At 73.5% G+C, this 14,671-nt stretch carries 15 protein-coding genes; 4 read left to right on the forward strand and 11 right to left on the reverse strand.

All coding sequences use genetic code 11. The features are described from left to right. Window positions 1-97 precede the first annotated feature (97 nt). On the reverse strand, window positions 98-826 hold the full coding sequence (locus ACIP84_RS35815; RefSeq protein WP_401804149.1) for a GntR family transcriptional regulator: 729 nt from the start codon (window positions 824-826) through the stop codon (window positions 98-100). A gap of 139 nt (window positions 827-965) precedes the next feature. On the opposite strand from ACIP84_RS35815, the gene ACIP84_RS35820 reads away from it, so the two are divergent. After that, window positions 966-1,964, forward strand: coding sequence for a Gfo/Idh/MocA family oxidoreductase (locus tag ACIP84_RS35820; RefSeq protein ID WP_355960309.1), 999 nt, complete (start codon window positions 966-968; stop codon window positions 1,962-1,964). Between the two features lie 118 nt (window positions 1,965-2,082). Here the strand turns inward: ACIP84_RS35820 and ACIP84_RS35825 are convergent, their stop codons facing one another. From ACIP84_RS35825 to ACIP84_RS35835, 3 genes are read right to left on the reverse strand one after another with little or no spacing between them, the layout of a single operon-like run. Further along, the gene (locus tag ACIP84_RS35825; RefSeq protein ID WP_401803957.1) at window positions 2,083-3,261 is read right to left on the reverse strand and encodes a cytochrome P450; all 1,179 of its coding nucleotides are present in this window, start codon (window positions 3,259-3,261) and stop codon (window positions 2,083-2,085) included. A 37-nt stretch (window positions 3,262-3,298) separates the two neighbouring features. After that, entirely contained in the window at window positions 3,299-3,982 is a 684-nt protein-coding gene (locus ACIP84_RS35830; RefSeq protein ID WP_401803959.1) for a response regulator, read from the reverse strand. Continuing rightward, window positions 3,979-5,193 carry a sensor histidine kinase gene (locus ACIP84_RS35835; protein ID WP_401803962.1) on the reverse strand — a complete coding sequence of 405 codons (1,215 nt, stop codon included), beginning with the start codon at window positions 5,191-5,193 and terminating at the stop codon, window positions 3,979-3,981. The genes ACIP84_RS35830 and ACIP84_RS35835 overlap by 4 nt, the downstream gene beginning before the upstream one ends. Before the next feature lie 145 nt (window positions 5,194-5,338). Here ACIP84_RS35835 and ACIP84_RS35840 point away from each other — a divergent pair, with 145 nt between their 5' ends. After that, the gene (locus ACIP84_RS35840) at window positions 5,339-5,566 is read left to right on the forward strand and encodes a hypothetical protein (RefSeq protein WP_401803965.1); all 228 of its coding nucleotides are present in this window, start codon (window positions 5,339-5,341) and stop codon (window positions 5,564-5,566) included. A 45-nt stretch (window positions 5,567-5,611) separates the two neighbouring features. Here ACIP84_RS35840 and ACIP84_RS35845 read toward each other — a convergent pair whose 3' ends face one another. The 3 genes from ACIP84_RS35845 to ACIP84_RS35855 form a co-directional block, all read right to left on the reverse strand. Further along, window positions 5,612-5,968: a hypothetical protein gene (locus ACIP84_RS35845; RefSeq protein WP_355960297.1), complete on the reverse strand. Its 357-nt coding sequence runs from the start codon at window positions 5,966-5,968 to the stop codon at window positions 5,612-5,614. Between the two features lie 11 nt (window positions 5,969-5,979). Beyond that, window positions 5,980-6,915, reverse strand: coding sequence for a DMT family transporter (locus ACIP84_RS35850; RefSeq protein WP_401803968.1), 936 nt, complete (start codon window positions 6,913-6,915; stop codon window positions 5,980-5,982). Between the two features lie 207 nt (window positions 6,916-7,122). Beyond that, window positions 7,123-7,734, reverse strand: a complete 612-nt coding sequence (locus ACIP84_RS35855) for a dihydrofolate reductase family protein (RefSeq protein ID WP_401803969.1) — start codon at window positions 7,732-7,734, stop codon at window positions 7,123-7,125. Window positions 7,735-7,904: 170 nt separating this feature from the next. Between ACIP84_RS35855 and ACIP84_RS35860 the strand changes: the two genes are divergently transcribed. Beyond that, entirely contained in the window at window positions 7,905-8,645 is a 741-nt protein-coding gene (locus ACIP84_RS35860; RefSeq protein WP_401803972.1) for an SDR family NAD(P)-dependent oxidoreductase, read from the forward strand. 261 nt (window positions 8,646-8,906) lie between these two features. On the opposite strand, the gene alc is transcribed toward ACIP84_RS35860, so the two are convergent. Together alc and allB are read right to left on the reverse strand one after the other, a co-directional pair. Continuing rightward, window positions 8,907-10,025 carry an allantoicase gene (alc, locus tag ACIP84_RS35865; RefSeq protein WP_355960287.1) on the reverse strand — a complete coding sequence of 373 codons (1,119 nt, stop codon included), beginning with the start codon at window positions 10,023-10,025 and terminating at the stop codon, window positions 8,907-8,909. Between the two features lie 3 nt (window positions 10,026-10,028). Continuing rightward, a complete protein-coding gene (allB, locus tag ACIP84_RS35870) occupies window positions 10,029-11,363 on the reverse strand; it encodes an allantoinase AllB (protein ID WP_401803974.1) in 1,335 nt (444 codons plus the stop codon). A 338-nt stretch (window positions 11,364-11,701) separates the two neighbouring features. Between allB and ACIP84_RS35875 the strand changes: the two genes are divergently transcribed. After that, on the forward strand, window positions 11,702-12,508 hold the full coding sequence (locus ACIP84_RS35875) for an IclR family transcriptional regulator (RefSeq protein WP_030323875.1): 807 nt from the start codon (window positions 11,702-11,704) through the stop codon (window positions 12,506-12,508). 385 nt (window positions 12,509-12,893) lie between these two features. Here the strand turns inward: ACIP84_RS35875 and ACIP84_RS35880 are convergent, their stop codons facing one another. Both ACIP84_RS35880 and ACIP84_RS35885 read right to left on the reverse strand, forming a co-directional pair. Further along, window positions 12,894-13,574 (reverse strand): ABC transporter ATP-binding protein, encoded by a 681-nt coding sequence (locus ACIP84_RS35880; protein ID WP_401803977.1) that lies wholly within the window; start codon window positions 13,572-13,574, stop codon window positions 12,894-12,896. Continuing rightward, window positions 13,571-14,650 (reverse strand): ABC transporter permease, encoded by a 1,080-nt coding sequence (locus tag ACIP84_RS35885; protein WP_401803980.1) that lies wholly within the window; start codon window positions 14,648-14,650, stop codon window positions 13,571-13,573. Before ACIP84_RS35885 ends, ACIP84_RS35880 begins: the two co-directional genes overlap by 4 nt. Window positions 14,651-14,671: the final 21 nt, after the last annotated feature.

Consider the following 14,671-nt stretch of genomic DNA (forward strand, 5'->3'; position numbering starts at 1 on the left):
TTGCGTGCATTGCAGTCGTGCATTGCAGTATCGGTCATGCGGGTCGTGGCGCTCGCCAGGGGGCCGGTGTCCGGCTCTCGGGCCGGTGGGGTACGGCCTATGGACGGACCATCAGCTGGAACTCGAAGGAGTAGCGGTCGGCCCGGTAGAGATGGGAGCCGTACTCGACGGCGCGGCCGGTGTCGTCGAAGGTGACGCGCTCCATCGTGAGCAGCGGTGCGCCCTCCCGTTCGTCGAGCAGGGCGGCCTCGGCGGCGGTCGCGGCGCGGGCGCCGACGGCCTGGCGCGCGCTGTGCAGGGTGAGCGCGGCGGAGCGGAGCATCCGGTAGAGGCCGGTGGCCTCCAGGCGCGCGGTGTCCGGCTCGCCGGGGCCGAGGAGCCCGGCGGGGAGGTGGTTGCGCAGGTACGCCATGGGGGTGCCGTGCGCGGTGCGGAGCCGTTCGAGGTAGACGACCTCGCTGCCCTCGGGTACGCGGAGGGCCGCGGCGACCGGGCCGGGCGCGGGCTCGAGGCGGTTGACCAGGACCCGGGTGGCGGGGAGCTGACCTGCGGCGTCCAGGTCGTCGTACAGGCTGCTCAGCTCCAGCGGGCGGCGGACCGTGCTGTGCACGACCTGGGTGCCGACCCCCCGGCGGCGGACCAGGAGGCCCTTGTCCACGAGGGTCTGGATGGCCTGGCGGACGGTGGGGCGGGAGAGGCCGAGGCGGGTGGCGAGGTCGATCTCGTTGCCGAGGAGGGTGCCCGGGGTCAGCGTGCCGTTCTCCACGGCGCTCTCCAGTTGCCTGGCCAGCTGGAAGTAGAGCGGGACCGGGCTGGTGCGGTCCACGGAGAGCGGGGGCAGGGCGGAGCCTGACTGCTTGGACACGGGGGGAGCGTAGCCCGGGGCGTTGATGACGGGAAGTCGTGACGTCCGGTTGTCCTGACAAATCCTTGACACCGGGGACGGACGGCTCCACGGTGGGGCCATGCGCATCGGACTCATCGGTACGGGCCGGATCGGGAGCTTCCACGCGGGTGTGCTGGCCCGCCACCCGGAGGTCGAGTCGCTGGTCGTGGCGGACGCGGACGCCTCGCGGGCGGCCGGGGTCGCGGGGGCGCTCGGCGCGGAGGCCGCGCCGGACGTCACGGCGCTGTTCGCGCACGCCCTGGACGCCGTGGTGATCGCCTCGGCGACGGCGGCGCACGCGGAGCTGATCGCCCGCGCGGCGGGCGCCGGGCTCCCGGCCTTCTGCGAGAAGCCGATCGCCCTGGACGTGGCGGGGACGGCGACCGCGCTCTCGGCGGTGGCCGAGGCGGGCACCGAGCTCCAGCTCGGCTTCATGCGGCGCTTCGACGCGGGGTACCGGGCGGCGCGCGAGGCGGTGCGGTCGGGGCGGCTCGGCCGGCTGCACACCGTACGGGCCGCGACCTCGGACCCGGCGCCGCCGCCGGCCGCGTATCTCCCCCTCTCCGGCGGTCTCTTCCGTGACTGCCTGGTGCACGACTTCGACATCGTGCGCTGGGTGACCGGTCGGGAGGTCGTGGAGGTGTACGCGACGGGCTCGGACGCCGGTCCCGCGATGTTCCGGGACACCGGGGACGTGTCCACGGCCGCCGCGCTGCTCACCCTGGACGACGGCACGCTCGTCACGGCGACGGCGACCCGCCGCAACGGCGCCGGGTACGACGTCCGCATGGAGCTGGCGGGCGAGCTGGACCAGATCGCGGTGGGCCTGGACGACCGCACCCCCCTCACCTCGGTGGAACCCTGGGCGTCGGCACCGCCGGGCAAGCCGTGGAGCGGCTTCCTGGAGCGGTTCGCCCCCGCGTACGAGGCGGAGCTCGACGCCTTCGTACGGCTGGTCCGCGGCGAGGCGCCCAACCCGTGCGACGGCCGGGAGGCGCTGGCGGCGCTGCGGGTCGCCGAGGCGTGCGAGCGCTCGCGGCGGGAGCGGCGGCCGGTACGGGTGGACGCCATCGGCTAGTGGCCCCTCGACGCCACCGCCGGACCGGCCGGCGCCGGCGCCCGGCCAGGAGGCGTCACCACCGGACCGGCCGGCCTCACGATCGGACCGGCAGGTGCCGGCGCCGGACCGATCGGCGTCACCACCGGACCGGAAGGTGCCGGACTCCGCGCATCAGGAGGCCGGGGATCCACTCCCAGGGCTCGCCCTCGGGGTCGAGTTCCAGGTCCGGGAAGCGGTCGAGGAGGGTCCGGATCGCGATCCGGCCCTCCAGCCGGGCGAGCGGCGCGCCCAGGCAGTAGTGGATGCCGTGCCCGAACGCCAGATGGCCCCGGGTGTCCCGGCGGATGTCGAAGCGGTCGGGTTCGGGGAAGCGGGCCGGGTCGCGGTCGAGCGCCCCGATGGCGACCAGGACGTACTGGGCCGCCGGGATCTCGGTGCCGCCGAAGGTGACGGGCTCACGGCTGAAACGGAAGGTGCTCGTCTCCACCGGCCCGTCGTACCGCAGGGACTCCTCGATCGTCCCGTCCAGGAGGCTCGGGTCGGCGCGCAGGGCGGCGAGCTGATCGGGGTGGGTGAGCAGGTTGCGGACGGTGTTGCCGATCAGGTTGACGGTGGTCTCGTGGCCCGCGATGAGCAGCAGATACGCCATCGCCCGGAGTTCGGGCCCGGAGAGCCGGTCGCCGTCCTCGGCACGGGAGGCGATCAGACCGGAGAGCAGGTCGTCGGCCGGGCCTACGGCCCGCTTGTCCTCGATGAGCTCGTCGAGGTAGGCGCCGAAGTCCACCATGCTCCGGCTGAAGACCTCCTCGCCGGTGGGGGTGACCAGCTCCGTCGACCAGCGGCGGAAGGTGTCGCGGTCCGCCGCGGGGACCCCGAGGAGCTCGCAGATGACGGTGATCGGCAGCGGGTACGCGAAGGCGTCGACGAGGTCCGCCCGGCCGGCCGGTTCCATCGCGTCGACGAGGTCCGCGGTGAGCCGCTCGATGCGGGGTCGCAGCGCCTCCACCCGGCGGCCGGTGAACTCGCCCGTGACCAGGCGGCGCAGCCGGGTGTGGTCGGGCGCGTCGGCCGAGAGGAGGTGGACGCCGATGATGTCCTCCTCCGGCGACCGTACGCCGATCACGTGCGGGGACTTGGCGAGCCGGGGGTCGGCGAGCGCCGCGCGGCCCTCCTCGTGCCCGACGACCAGCCAGAACCGGAAGCCGTCGGGCATCCGCACCTCGTGGACGGGGCCGGATTCGCGGAGCTTCGCGTAGTAGGGGTACGGGTGCGCGGTGAAGTCCGCGCCGTACTCCCCCAGTTCGATGACGGACATCGACGCAGACTATCCGAAGGCGACGGAGCCGAAACGATCAGTTCTGGCCGTCCTCGTCCCCTCCGGTGGACAGGAGGCCCGCGTCGTGGACGAGGAGGGCGATCTGGACGCGGTTGTTGAGGCCGAGTTTGGCGAGGACCCGCGAGACATGGGTCTTGACCGTGGGCACGCTCATGTACAGCTCGGCGGCGATCTCCGCGTTGGACAGGCCGCGGCCGACGGCGACGGCCACCTCCCGCTCGCGGTCGGCGAGTTCGCTGAGGCGTCCGGCGGCCGCGCTGCGCGGTGACTGCTCCGGCTGTCCGGCGACATGGCTCATGAGCTGGCGGGTGACGGCCGGGGACAGCACCGGGTCACCGGCGGCGACCCGGCGGACGGCGGCGACGATCTCGGCGGGCGGCGTGTCCTTGAGGACGAAGCCGGCCGCGCCGGCCCGCAGGGCGCGCAGCACCTGCTCGTCGGCGTGGAAGGTGGTGAGGACGACGACCTCGGGGGCGCCGGGCTCGGCGCGCAGCCGCTCGGTGGCGGTGAGCCCGTCCACGTGCGGCATGCGGATGTCCATGAGGACGACGTCGGGGGCGTACCGGGCGACGAGTTCGGGGACCTCGCGGCCGTCGGCGCCCTCGCCGACGATCTCCAGGTCCTCGGCGCCGCCGAGCATCAGGGTGAGGCCCGCGCGGACCAGGGGGTCGTCGTCGACGATGAGCAGCCGGATGGTCATGGGGGCCACGGTAGCCAGGCGTGGAGGGAGAACCCGCCGTCGGGGGCGGGACCGTGCTCCATCCGGCCACCGGCGAGTGCGGCGCGTTCGGTGAGCCCGATCAGGCCCTGGCCGGAACCGGGGACGGGCGGGACCGGTCCGGCGGGTGCCGGGTTGTGGACGTCGACGGTGAGGCCCTCGCCGGGGCGGCCGCGCACGGTGACGGTGACCGTGGTGCCGGGGGCGTGCTTGCGGGCGTTGGTGAGGCCCTCCTGGGCGATGCGGTAGACCGTGCGGCCGGTGGCGGCGGGCACGGTGGCCGGTTCGTCCACGGTGGTGTCGAGGACGACGTCCGCCCCGGCCTCGCGGGACTCGTCGATCAGCGCGTCGAGGGTGGCGAGGGTGGGCTGCGGCCGGTCGCCCCCGTCGCCGTTCTCGCCGGGGGCGCGCAGCACGCCGATGATCTCGCGGAGGTCCTGGAGGGCCTCGTGGGCGCTGTCGCGGATGACGCCTGCGGCGCGGGCGACCTGCTCGGGCGGGGCATCGGGCCGGAACTCCAGGGCTCCGGCGTGCACGCTGAGCAGGGTGAGCCGGTGGGCGAGGACGTCGTGCATCTCGCGGGCGATCGCCTCGCGGGCGAGCCGCTGGGCCTGGGCGGCGCGCAGCTCGGCCTCGGCCTCGGCGCGGCGGGCGCGCTCCCTGAGGGCCTCGACGAGCTGGCGGCGGGAGCGGACGAGCATGCCCCAGGCGGTGACGAGCAGGACGAGGGTGAAGCCGAGGGCGATGGAGAGCCCGGTGTTGGTGGTGGGGTCGGGCCGGATGAAGGCCTGCGCGGTGGAGGTGGCGACGGCGAGCGCGCCGATCGCGGCGACCTCGCGGAAGGGTTTGCGTACGGCGACGCTGAAGAGGCTCGCGAGGAGGGCGCCGGCGGCGACCGGCGCCACGAAGTTGAGCAGCGAGAGGCCGATCGCGAGCCCGGCGGGCCAGCGGCGGCGCAGCCAGAGCGCGCAGCAGGCGGCGGCGCCCAGGAGCTGGTCGACGAGGGTGACGGCCTCGCTCGTGTACTGCGCGCTGGTGTCGGCGGCGATGAGGCCGACGAAGGCGGCGAGGAGGAAGAGCGAGGTGTCCACGATCCAGTCGCGGACGGTACGGCGGGGCCGGGCCTCCCCGTTCCCACCGGGTTCGACCAGGTGGGAGGGGAGCAGCCAGCGCTGCCGGTCCGTGCGAGTCATATCGGCAATGTACGCAGCCGGGGGTGGCGTGCGGGGCATCGGCGGCCGGGCCGCTACCGAAGTCGCGGAGGTCGATACTTCGGTCGCGGTGCCCATGGACCGGCGGCGGACGCGGCCGGTCTCCCGGCCGCGCCATGATCACTTCATGAAGAGGTTTCTTGAGGTCACCGGTTTCCTGCTCGCTCTCTTCGGTGTGGCCGGGGTGGTGCGCGAGCTGACGGACGGCTGGTTCCGTCTGTTCGGCGTGACCCGGTTCCTCACGGAGAACGTGTGGTTCCTGGAGGGCCGTGAGCTGTTCGCCGACATCGTGATCGCGGTGCTCGGCCTGGTCCTCATGATCGTGTCGGACCGGGTGGCGAAGTCGTCCTCGTGATCGTGTCGGATCGGGTGGAGTCCTGAGGAGTCGGCCGCCCGGGGCTCAGGTGCTCGCCGTGTCGAGCCGGGTCACCTCGGCGAGGTGCTCGGCCATCCGGTGCGAGACGGAGCCGCTCGTGTAGAGGGCGCCGCCGACCACGGCGAAGGGGACGGAACCACCGAGGAGGGCGAGCATGCCGGGCCAGTCCCGGCTCTCGACGCACTCCCTGTCGTGGACGTAGTCGCTGGTGAGCAGGGCGGGGCAGGGGCTGCCGCCGCCGTCGGCGTCCTCGTAGGGGGTGAGCAGCAGGACACCGAACCAGACCCAGAGCAGAGCGGCGATCGTGAAGAGGCCGAGGCCCCAGCCCTGGGTGCGCCGGGCCTTGGCGCGGAACTCGTTGTCGTACACCAGTGAACGCATGATCGAAGAACCTACCGGGCGCCGTCGTCGGCGGCTCGGCGGCCCCAACTGGTGCCCGCCAGCACGAGGATGGCGCCCGCGAGGCCGAGGACGCCGGGTCGGTCGCCGGCGAGGGCGATGCCCGCGGCGGCGGCCCAGAGCGGTTCCGTGCCGAGGAGGAGGCTGACCCGGGACGGGGAGGTGCGGCGGACCGCCCACATCTGTACGAAGAACGCGAAGAGCGTGCAGAAGACGGAGAGGAAGACCAGCCCGGCCCACTCGCGCGGGCCGAAGTCGAGCGCGACCGCCCAGGGCGAGGCGCCGGTGCCGGGGAAGACCGCGATGACGGCGAAGACGGCGACGGCGGAGCCCAGCTGAACGGTGGTGAGGGAGAGCGAGTCGGCCGACCGGACGGCCTTGATCCGGGACATCGCCAGGACGTGGACGGTCCGGGCGAGGGCGGCGAGCAGCATGAGCAGGTCGCCGAGGGAGGGGGTGGTGAAGCCCCCGCCCTGGGTGAGGAGGACGACGCCGATGACGGAGAGCGCGGCGGCGCCGAGGAAGGCGCGGGGCGGTCGGACCCGGGTGACGACGGCCTCGGCGAGCGGGGTGAAGATCATGGTGAGGCTGATGATCAGACCCGCGTTGGTGGCGGAGGTGTGGACGACACCGTAGGTCTCCAGGAGGAAGATCCCGCCGAGGATCAGACCGAGCGTCCCCGCCCCGCGCCACTGGGCGGCACTCAGGGCCCGGAGTCTGGCCCACGCGGCGACGACCAGGACGGGCAGCACCACCGCGAACCGCAGCACGAGGACCGCGATGACGGTGTGGGTGGTGGTGATGCCCTTGGCCGCGAGATAGCTGGTGCCCCAGACGACGGCGACGAGCAGAACGGGCAGGTCGGTGAGCCAGGCACGGCGCGGGGCGCCGAGGGGCACGGGGGCGGCGATCGACGACGAAGCGGACATTGCGGCCGTTTCTCCAACTCTCGGGGCGGGGTGGAGACTTCGACGGCTCGCACGCAGACTCGATCACCGTACCGGGGAGGGCCCGTGGTGGCTACACCTTTCAGGTCTCCCGCCGGTCCGTCCACGGGAGCCGGTGACGGGCCTGGCGGACGGAGTACGGGGGCACGGGGTACGGGGGCACGGGGGCACGGGGCAACCCGGCACCGGTCAGGCGTAACTGCCGTACTCGGGGCGGCCCACGCGCGCGTACGTGGTGAGGGTGACGCCGGCACCGGTCGTGCGCGCGTCGGTCAGCCGGAAGGCGGTGGGGCGCACTCCGTCGGCGAAGAGGCGGCGGCCGGTGCCGAGGACCACCGGAAAGACGAGCAGGTGCAGGGTGTCGATCAGATCGTGGTCGAGCAGGGTCCGGGCGAGACCGCCGCTGCCGTGCATCTGGATCTCCCCGTCAATGCGCTCCTTGAGCGCCCTGACCTCCTCGACGACGTCCCCGCGGAGCACGGTGGTCCCGGCCCAGTCGGCGGATTCGAGGGTGGTGGTGGCGACGTACTTGGGGAGCACGTTCAGCTTCGTGGCGATCGGGTCGGCGGGGTCCGTCTGCTTCGGCCAGTACCCGGCGAAGATCTCGTACGTGCGGCGGCCGAGGAGGAAGGCGGTCGGCCGGGTGAAGACCCCGTCCATGAACCGTCCGAAGTCCTCGTCCCCGAACGGCACGGACCAGCCGCCGTGCGTGAAGCCGTCGCTGGGGTCCTCCTCCGGGCCGCCGGGGGCCTGGTGCACGCCGTCGAGGGTCAGGAACTGGGTGAGGCTGAGCGTGGCCATGGTGGTGCCCTTTCGTCTCCGGTCCATCGTGTCTCGGCAGTTCAGACCGTGCCGTCCGGCGGAACTCATCGGTGACCGGGTCGGCGTCCGATTCATGCCAGCGTCGGGACGCCCCCGCGACTTTCATTGAACCCGCAACCACTTATGGCTTCTTCTCACGGAGGTTCGGGATGTCCACGATGAACGGCACGGCGGTTCTGGTGACGGGCGGCAGCCGCGGGATCGGCGCGGCCACGGCCGTACGGCTCGCGCAGGAGGGCGCCGACGTCGCCTTCACCTACGTCAAGGACGAGGCGCGTGCCAAGGAGGTGGCGGCACGCATCGAGGCGGCCGGACGGAAGGCACTGCCCCTGCGGGCCGACGCGGCCGACGCCGGGGACGCGGCGGGCGCGGTGGACTGGGCGGCTGACGCCCTGGGCCGGCTCGACGTCCTGGTGAACAACGCCGGTGTCGGCGTCCTCGGCCCGCTGGAGTCCCTGGCCCTCACGGACGTGGACCGGGTCCTCGCCGTGAACGTCCGGGCGGCCTTCCTCGCCTCGCAGGCGGCGGCCGGGCGGCTGCCGGAGGGCGGCAGGATCATCACCATCGGCAGCTGCATGACCCGGCGGGTGCCGGGTCCCGGCGGGGTGCTGTACGCGCTGAGCAAGACGGCGCTGATCGGCCTGACGAAGGGCCTCGCGCGGGAGCTGGGCGGACGCGGCGTCACGGCGAACCTCGTCCACCCGGGCCCCGTCGACACCGACATGAACCCGGCGGACGGCCCGTACGCGGACGGCCAGGCGGCGATGACGGCACTGGGCCGCTTCGGCACCCCGGACGAGGTGGCCGCGATGGTGGCGTTCCTGGCGGGACCGGAGGGGCGGTACGTGACGGGCGCGGAGTTCTCGGTGGACGGCGGGCACGCGGCGTGACCCCACGCCGGCGGACCCTCGCCCGGGGAGGCCGGGCCCCTGCCCGCCTCCGCGGGGCCGGGGCATGGGGGCGCGCCGGGGGAACAGGCGCGATCGCCCCGGAGGCGAACCCGAGCCTGAGGGGAAAGGGGAGTTTCGCGAGGGCGCACCGGTGCTGTCATGCCGGTGCGCCCTCGCGGGCCGGGCGGGGTGTCGTACCCGCCCAGTTCACGGGGCGGGCCGGGGACGTGCCCCGGCCCGCCTGTTCGTACGGGTCCGGGGTCAGCCGCCCAGTTCCTGGTGGCGGGCCGTCAGGCGCGCCGTACCGGCGTCCGTGAGGGAGCCGAACAGGCGGAGGCGGGAGATGCCGCCGTCCGGGTAGATGTCGATCCGGACGCGGGAGCCGACCGCCGGGGTGTCGAGCACGAAGCGGTGGTTGGTGTCGGGCTGGAGGCGGGTCCGGGGCAGGATCTCGGTCCACTCCTCGGAGCCCTCGGCCGCGACCGACAGCGCGGCCCAGCCGGCGCTGTTGCCCTTGAGGTACGCGGTGTCGATCTCGACGGCGCGGATCTCGGACTCGGCGACGAGCTGGTAGCGGATCCAGTCGTTGCCCTTGTCGCGGCGGCGGCGGGTCTCCCAGCCGTCGTCCATCTTGCGTGAGCGGCCGGGCTGGATGGTGTTGGTGGCCGGGGAGTAGAAGCGGTCGGAGGCGTCCTCGACCTGGCCGCCGTTCTCCAGGGCCGCGAGGTCGAAGGTGCCGAGCACGCCGAGCCACTTCGGGTCGGGGGCGACCTCGCCGTAGACGCGGAGGCGGGCGATGCCGCCGTCGGGGTGCTGGTTGACGCGGAGGTGGGTGAAGCGCTGCTCGACGTCGACGGCGAAGCCGTTGGCGGCGTGGCCGCCGACGGCGGTGCGCGGGACGAGCGTCGTCCACTTCACGTCGTCGGCGAGGAGTTCCTCGGGCGAGGGCGAACCGGGGACGGAGGCGGCCTCGACGGAGACGGCCTGCGGGTAGTTGCCGCGGAAGTGGGCGGTGTCGAGGACGATGCCGCGGACGACGCCGGGCGCGCCGAGCCGTACGAGGGCCCAGTCGTGGTCGTCCTCGGTGGGGTGCGGCTGCTGGGCGGAGATGCCGCGGCGGCGGCGGGTCTCCCAGCCGTCCATGATCTTGCCCTTGTGGCCGAAGTGCTCGGGGTCGAACTCGGCGGCCTCGGGCTTGAGCAGGTTCTCCCGCTCGGCGAAGAACTCGTCGTTGGCGGCGATCACGCCCGCGCCGAGGCGCCGGTCGGCGAGGTCGGCGTACTGGGTGAAGGGGAAGTCGGCCGTCCGGTAGTCGGCGTAGGGGTCGCCACCGCCGTAAGGGCTGGCGTCGCCGGTGAAGGAGGGTATGCCGGTGCTCACGGGTCAGTTGTTCCTTTCGAGGAGGCGGCCGGAGGGCTCGGCGAGGGTGCCGTGGTCGGCGATCCGCTCTCCGCGCAGCCAGGTGGAGGTGACGACGCCGTTGAGGGTCTTGCCCGCGTAGGCGGTGATCCGGTTGCGGTGCTGGAGCTCGGCCGGATCGACGGTGAAGGTGGCCTCCGGGTCGAGGACGGCGAAGTCGGCGTCGCGGCCGGCCTCGATGGCGCCCTTGCGGGTGAGGCCGGCGAGCCGGGCGGGGCCCTCGGACATCCAGCGGACGACGTCCGTCAGGTCGAAGCCGCGGCGGCGGGCCTCGGTCCAGATGGCGGGGAGGCCGAGCTGGAGGGAGGAGATGCCGCCCCAGGCGGACGCGAAGTCGGGCGTCTTGAGGTCGGTCGTGGACGGGGAGTGGTCGGAGACGATGCAGTCGATCGTGCCGTCCGCGAGCCCCTGCCACAGCGCGTCCTGGTTGACGGCCTCGCGGATGGGCGGGCAGCACTTGAACTCGGTGGCACCGTCCGGGATCTCCTCGGCGGTGAGCGTGAGGAAGTGCGGGCAGGACTCGACGGTGACCTTGACGCCCTCGGCCTTGGCGGCGGCGAGGACCGGCAGCGCGTCCGAGGAGGAGAGGTGCAGGACGTGGACGCGGGCGTTGAGCCGGCGGGCCTGGTTGACCAGGTTCTCGATCGCCGTGTTCTCCGCGTCGCGGGGACGCGAGGCGAGGAAGTCGGCGTACGCGCCGCCGGCGCGCTGGGGCGCGGCGGCGAGGTGGTGGGGGTCCTCGGCGTGCACGATCATCAGGCCGTCGAAGCCGGAGATCTCGGCGAGCGAGGTCGCGAGCTGCTCCTGGTCGAGCTCGGGGAACTCCTCCACGCCGGAGGGCGACAGGAAGCACTTGAAGCCGTAGACACCGGCGTCGTGGAGCGGGCGCAGGTCCTTGACGTTGTCGGGCAGGGCACCGCCCCAGAAGCCGACGTCGACGTGGGCCTTGGTGCGGGCGACCTCCTGCTTGACGCGCAGGTTCTTCACGGTGGTGGTGGGCGGCAGCGAGTTGAGGGGCATGTCGAGGAGGGTGGTGATGCCGCCGGCGGCGGCCGCGCGGGTGGCGGTCCAGAAGCCCTCCCACTCGGTGCGGCCGGGGTCGTTCACGTGCACGTGGGTGTCGACGAGTCCGGGCAGGACGACGTCGTCGCCGACGTCCTCGAACCGGGCACCGGCGGGTACCTCGGCGTCGTACGGCAGCACGGCCGCGATCGTCCCTCCGGAGACGGCGATCGACGCCGGGCGTGTCCCCTCGGGGGTGATGACACGCGTCGAGCGCAGGACCAGGTTGACGTCCACCCGTACCCCTCTTCCAGTGCTTCAGGGAAAGAATTCAACGAACTGTTGAAGGAGTCTTCACTTCCGGACGACATGTCGTCAAGGGCACACTTCCAGCATCGCCGCGGACGCCGGGCGCCGCCGCACGCCACTTGGATGTTTCCACCAAGTGGAATGCAAATTCCGTACAGTAGAACGTAGCTCCGTACAGCCGGGGCCGACCCGGACGGCTCCGGACCGTCACCGACACCGGACAAACACGTCCTGACCGGCGCGGACGCCGACACCAGGACCATGTACCCCGGCCGATGGGCCGGTAGGCTGCTGCCTTGCCCGCCTGCCCCGAAAGGACCGTTGACGTGCCGACGTCCAGCGCCAGCACCACCGACGCCGCCAAGCCCGCCGCAAGCGGAGGCGTCCAGTCCCTTGAGCGTGCCTTCGACCTCCTCGAGCGGATGGCCGACGCCGGGGGCGAGGTCGGGCTGAGCGAGCTCTCCGCAAGCAGCGGACTCCCGCTCCCCACCATCCACCGCCTGATGCGCACCCTGGTCGCCTGCGGGTACGTGCGCCAGCAGCCCAACCGGCGGTACGCGCTCGGCCCCCGACTCATCCGGCTCGGCGAGTCCGCCTCCCGCCTCCTCGGCACCTGGGCCCGCCCGTACCTGGCGCGGCTCGTCGAGGAGACCGGCGAGACGGCGAACATGGCGCTGCTCGACGGCGACGAGATCGTGTACGTGGCCCAGGTGCCGTCCAAGCACTCGATGCGCATGTTCACCGAGGTCGGCCGGCGGGTGCTGCCGCACTCGACGGGCGTCGGCAAGGCACTGCTCGCGCACACCCCGGCCGAGGAGGTCCGCGCGCTGCTCGCCCGCACCGGCATGCCGGCGGCGACCGAGAAGACCATCACGACGCCGGACGGCTTCCTCGACGCGCTCGTCGCGGTCCGCGAGACGGGGTACGCGGTCGACGACAACGAGCAGGAGATAGGGGTCCGCTGCCTCGCCGTCTCGGTCCCGGACTCCCCCACGGCCGCGGCGATCTCGATCTCGGGCCCGGCGGGGCGGGTGACGGAGGCGGCCACGGAGAAGATCGTCCCGATCCTGCAGGAAGTGGCGCGGGAACTGTCCGCGGCGCTGGCGAACACGACGGCGAACGGGGGCGCGTAGCTCCCCGGGCTTCGCCCACCCCCGCCCACCTCCGTGTGGGCAATCGTCCCGCAGGGCGGGACGGGTGGGCACACGGGACGGCGCGCTTGGCGGCGCCTCCGCCCCCTGTGCCGGACCCGCACCCCTGACTCGGTGCACACGAGGTGCGGGTCAGGGCGCGGAAGCCTAGGCCCGGCAAAGGGCACCGTCCGTTGTGCCCACCCGTTCCGCCCCAGCGGAACAGTTGCCCACAACGGAGGGGCGGCGGCGGGCGCGTCGCCCAGGCCGGTGGCGGCCCGCGTTGGGGCTGGGCCGTGGTTCACGGCGCGGCGCGCAGCAGGGCTCCGCTCAGGGCGCGCCGCGCGGCAGGGCTCAACTCACGGCGCGGGCTCGGCGCGCGGAGGGGTCAGAGGCGCGCCGGTTCCGAGACGTGGCCGTCCTTGACCTCCACCACCCGATCCGCCCGCCCCGCGTGCCCCCGGTCGTGCGTCACCAGCACCGTCGCCGTCCCCCTCGCCACCGTCAGCCCCGCGAGCAGCTCCATCACCGCCGCCCCCCGTTCATGATCCAGCGCGCTCGTCGGCTCGTCGACGAGCAGCACCGCCGGCTCGTTCATCAGGGCTCGCGCGATGTTGACCCGCTGCCGCTGTCCCCCGGACAGCTGGTGCGGCCGGCGCCCGGCCAGGTCCGCGAGGCCGACCGCGTCGAGGAGTTCCAGGGCCCTGCCGCGCGCCGCCTTCGCCGGCCGCCCCGAGACGTGCGCCATCACCTGGAGCTGTTCCGCCGCCGTGAGCGAGGGCAGCAGGTTCGGCTGCTGGAACACGATCCCGATCCGTTCCCGCCGCAGCGCCGCCCGCCCGGCCGCGTCCAGTTCCCCCGTCTCCGTACCGTCGACGACGACCCGCCCCCGGTCCGGTGTCACCAGCGTCGCGGCGACCGCGAGGAGGCTCGACTTGCCGGAGCCGGAGGGTCCGACGACGGCCGTGAGGGAGCCGGCGGAGACGGTGAGGGAGACCTCGTCGAGCGCGGTCAGCCGGCCGTCGCCGTCCGGGTAGGTGAGGGTGACGGCATCGAGGACGAGACTCATCGGGCACTCCCGAGCGCGGTGAGGGGATCGACGGCGGTGATCCGCCGGATGGACAGCGCCGCCCCGAGGACTCCGAGTACGACGATCACGGCGGCCGGCGCGAGGACGGTGAGCGGTTCGAGGACGAACGGCACGTTCCCGCCGCTGACCAGCGCCCCGACGCCGACGGCGAGCCCGGTCCCGAGCAGGGTGCCCGCCGTGAGCATGAGGACCGCCTGCCCGAGGGCGTCCTTGAGGAGGTACGGGGTGGAGGCGCCGAGGGCCTTCAGGACGGCTACGTCGCCGCTCCGCTGGATGGTCCAGACGGTGAAGAAGGCTCCTATGACGAGGGCCGAGATGACGAAGAGGAAGCCGCGCATGAGCTGCAGCGAGCCGTTCTCGGCCTGGTAGGACCCTATGGCGGTGAGGGCCTCGTCGACGGTCCGCGCCTCGGTGCCGACGCCCTTGTCGCCGGCGCCCCAGTCGGTCCCCGCTGCGCCGCGGAGTGCGACGACGGTGGCCTGCGCCTCCGCGGTGGCGCCGCTGTGGCCGAGCCGCTGCCAGTCGTCGAGGGTCGTCCACACGACCGGCGTGTGGCTGTACGAGGCATCGCCCGCGACCGCCGCGACGGTCAGCTCCAGGGGGCCGAGGCGGACGGGGTCGCCGACGGCGACGCCCAGCTCCTCGGCGGCCGACTCGGAGAGCACGGCCCTGGCCGGGGCGGGCGCCACGGGTGCGAGCCCGCCCTCCGGCTCCGTACCGAAGGCGGACACGGCGGCGGTGCGGTCCCCGGCGGCGCCGTTGAGCGTACGGATGCCGAGGGGCGAGGCCGCCGTCACCCCGGGCCGTCCGGCCCACGCGCCCCACTGCTTCTCCGTCACCGTCGAGTTGGTGAAGGAGACCGACTGCCCCGAGGGCGGCGCCGCGAAGGCGAGCCGGTCGGCGGGCAGGCCGGTGATCGCGGAGATGTTCTCCCGCGCGAGGCCGGCGGTCAGTCCGGACAGCAGGCCCACGAGCAGGGTGATCAGCACGATCACGGTGCCCATGAGCGCGAACCGCCCCTTGGCGAATCCGAGGTCTCTCCATGCGACGAACATGCTGACCAGAGTGGTCGGCGC

The organism is Streptomyces sp. NPDC088707 (assembly GCF_044752725.1).
In the GTDB taxonomy this organism is placed as follows: domain Bacteria; phylum Actinomycetota; class Actinomycetes; order Streptomycetales; family Streptomycetaceae; genus Streptomyces.

Coding starts and splice junctions, on each gene's coding strand:
- ACIP84_RS35820 (WP_355960309.1), top strand. CDS start 966: ATGCGCATCGGACTCATCGGTACGGGCCGGATCGGGAGCTTCCACGCG.
- ACIP84_RS35825 (WP_401803957.1), bottom strand. CDS start 3,261: ATGTCCGTCATCGAACTGGGGGAGTACGGCGCGGACTTCACCGCGCAC.
- ACIP84_RS35830 (WP_401803959.1), bottom strand. CDS start 3,982: ATGACCATCCGGCTGCTCATCGTCGACGACGACCCCCTGGTCCGCGCG.
- ACIP84_RS35835 (WP_401803962.1), bottom strand. CDS start 5,193: ATGACTCGCACGGACCGGCAGCGCTGGCTGCTCCCCTCCCACCTGGTC.
- ACIP84_RS35840 (WP_401803965.1), top strand. CDS start 5,339: ATGAAGAGGTTTCTTGAGGTCACCGGTTTCCTGCTCGCTCTCTTCGGT.
- ACIP84_RS35845 (WP_355960297.1), bottom strand. CDS start 5,968: ATGCGTTCACTGGTGTACGACAACGAGTTCCGCGCCAAGGCCCGGCGC.
- ACIP84_RS35850 (WP_401803968.1), bottom strand. CDS start 6,915: ATGTCCGCTTCGTCGTCGATCGCCGCCCCCGTGCCCCTCGGCGCCCCG.
- ACIP84_RS35855 (WP_401803969.1), bottom strand. CDS start 7,734: ATGGCCACGCTCAGCCTCACCCAGTTCCTGACCCTCGACGGCGTGCAC.
- ACIP84_RS35860 (WP_401803972.1), top strand. CDS start 7,905: ATGTCCACGATGAACGGCACGGCGGTTCTGGTGACGGGCGGCAGCCGC.
- ACIP84_RS35880 (WP_401803977.1), bottom strand. CDS start 13,574: ATGAGTCTCGTCCTCGATGCCGTCACCCTCACCTACCCGGACGGCGAC.
- ACIP84_RS35885 (WP_401803980.1), bottom strand. CDS start 14,650: ATGTTCGTCGCATGGAGAGACCTCGGATTCGCCAAGGGGCGGTTCGCG.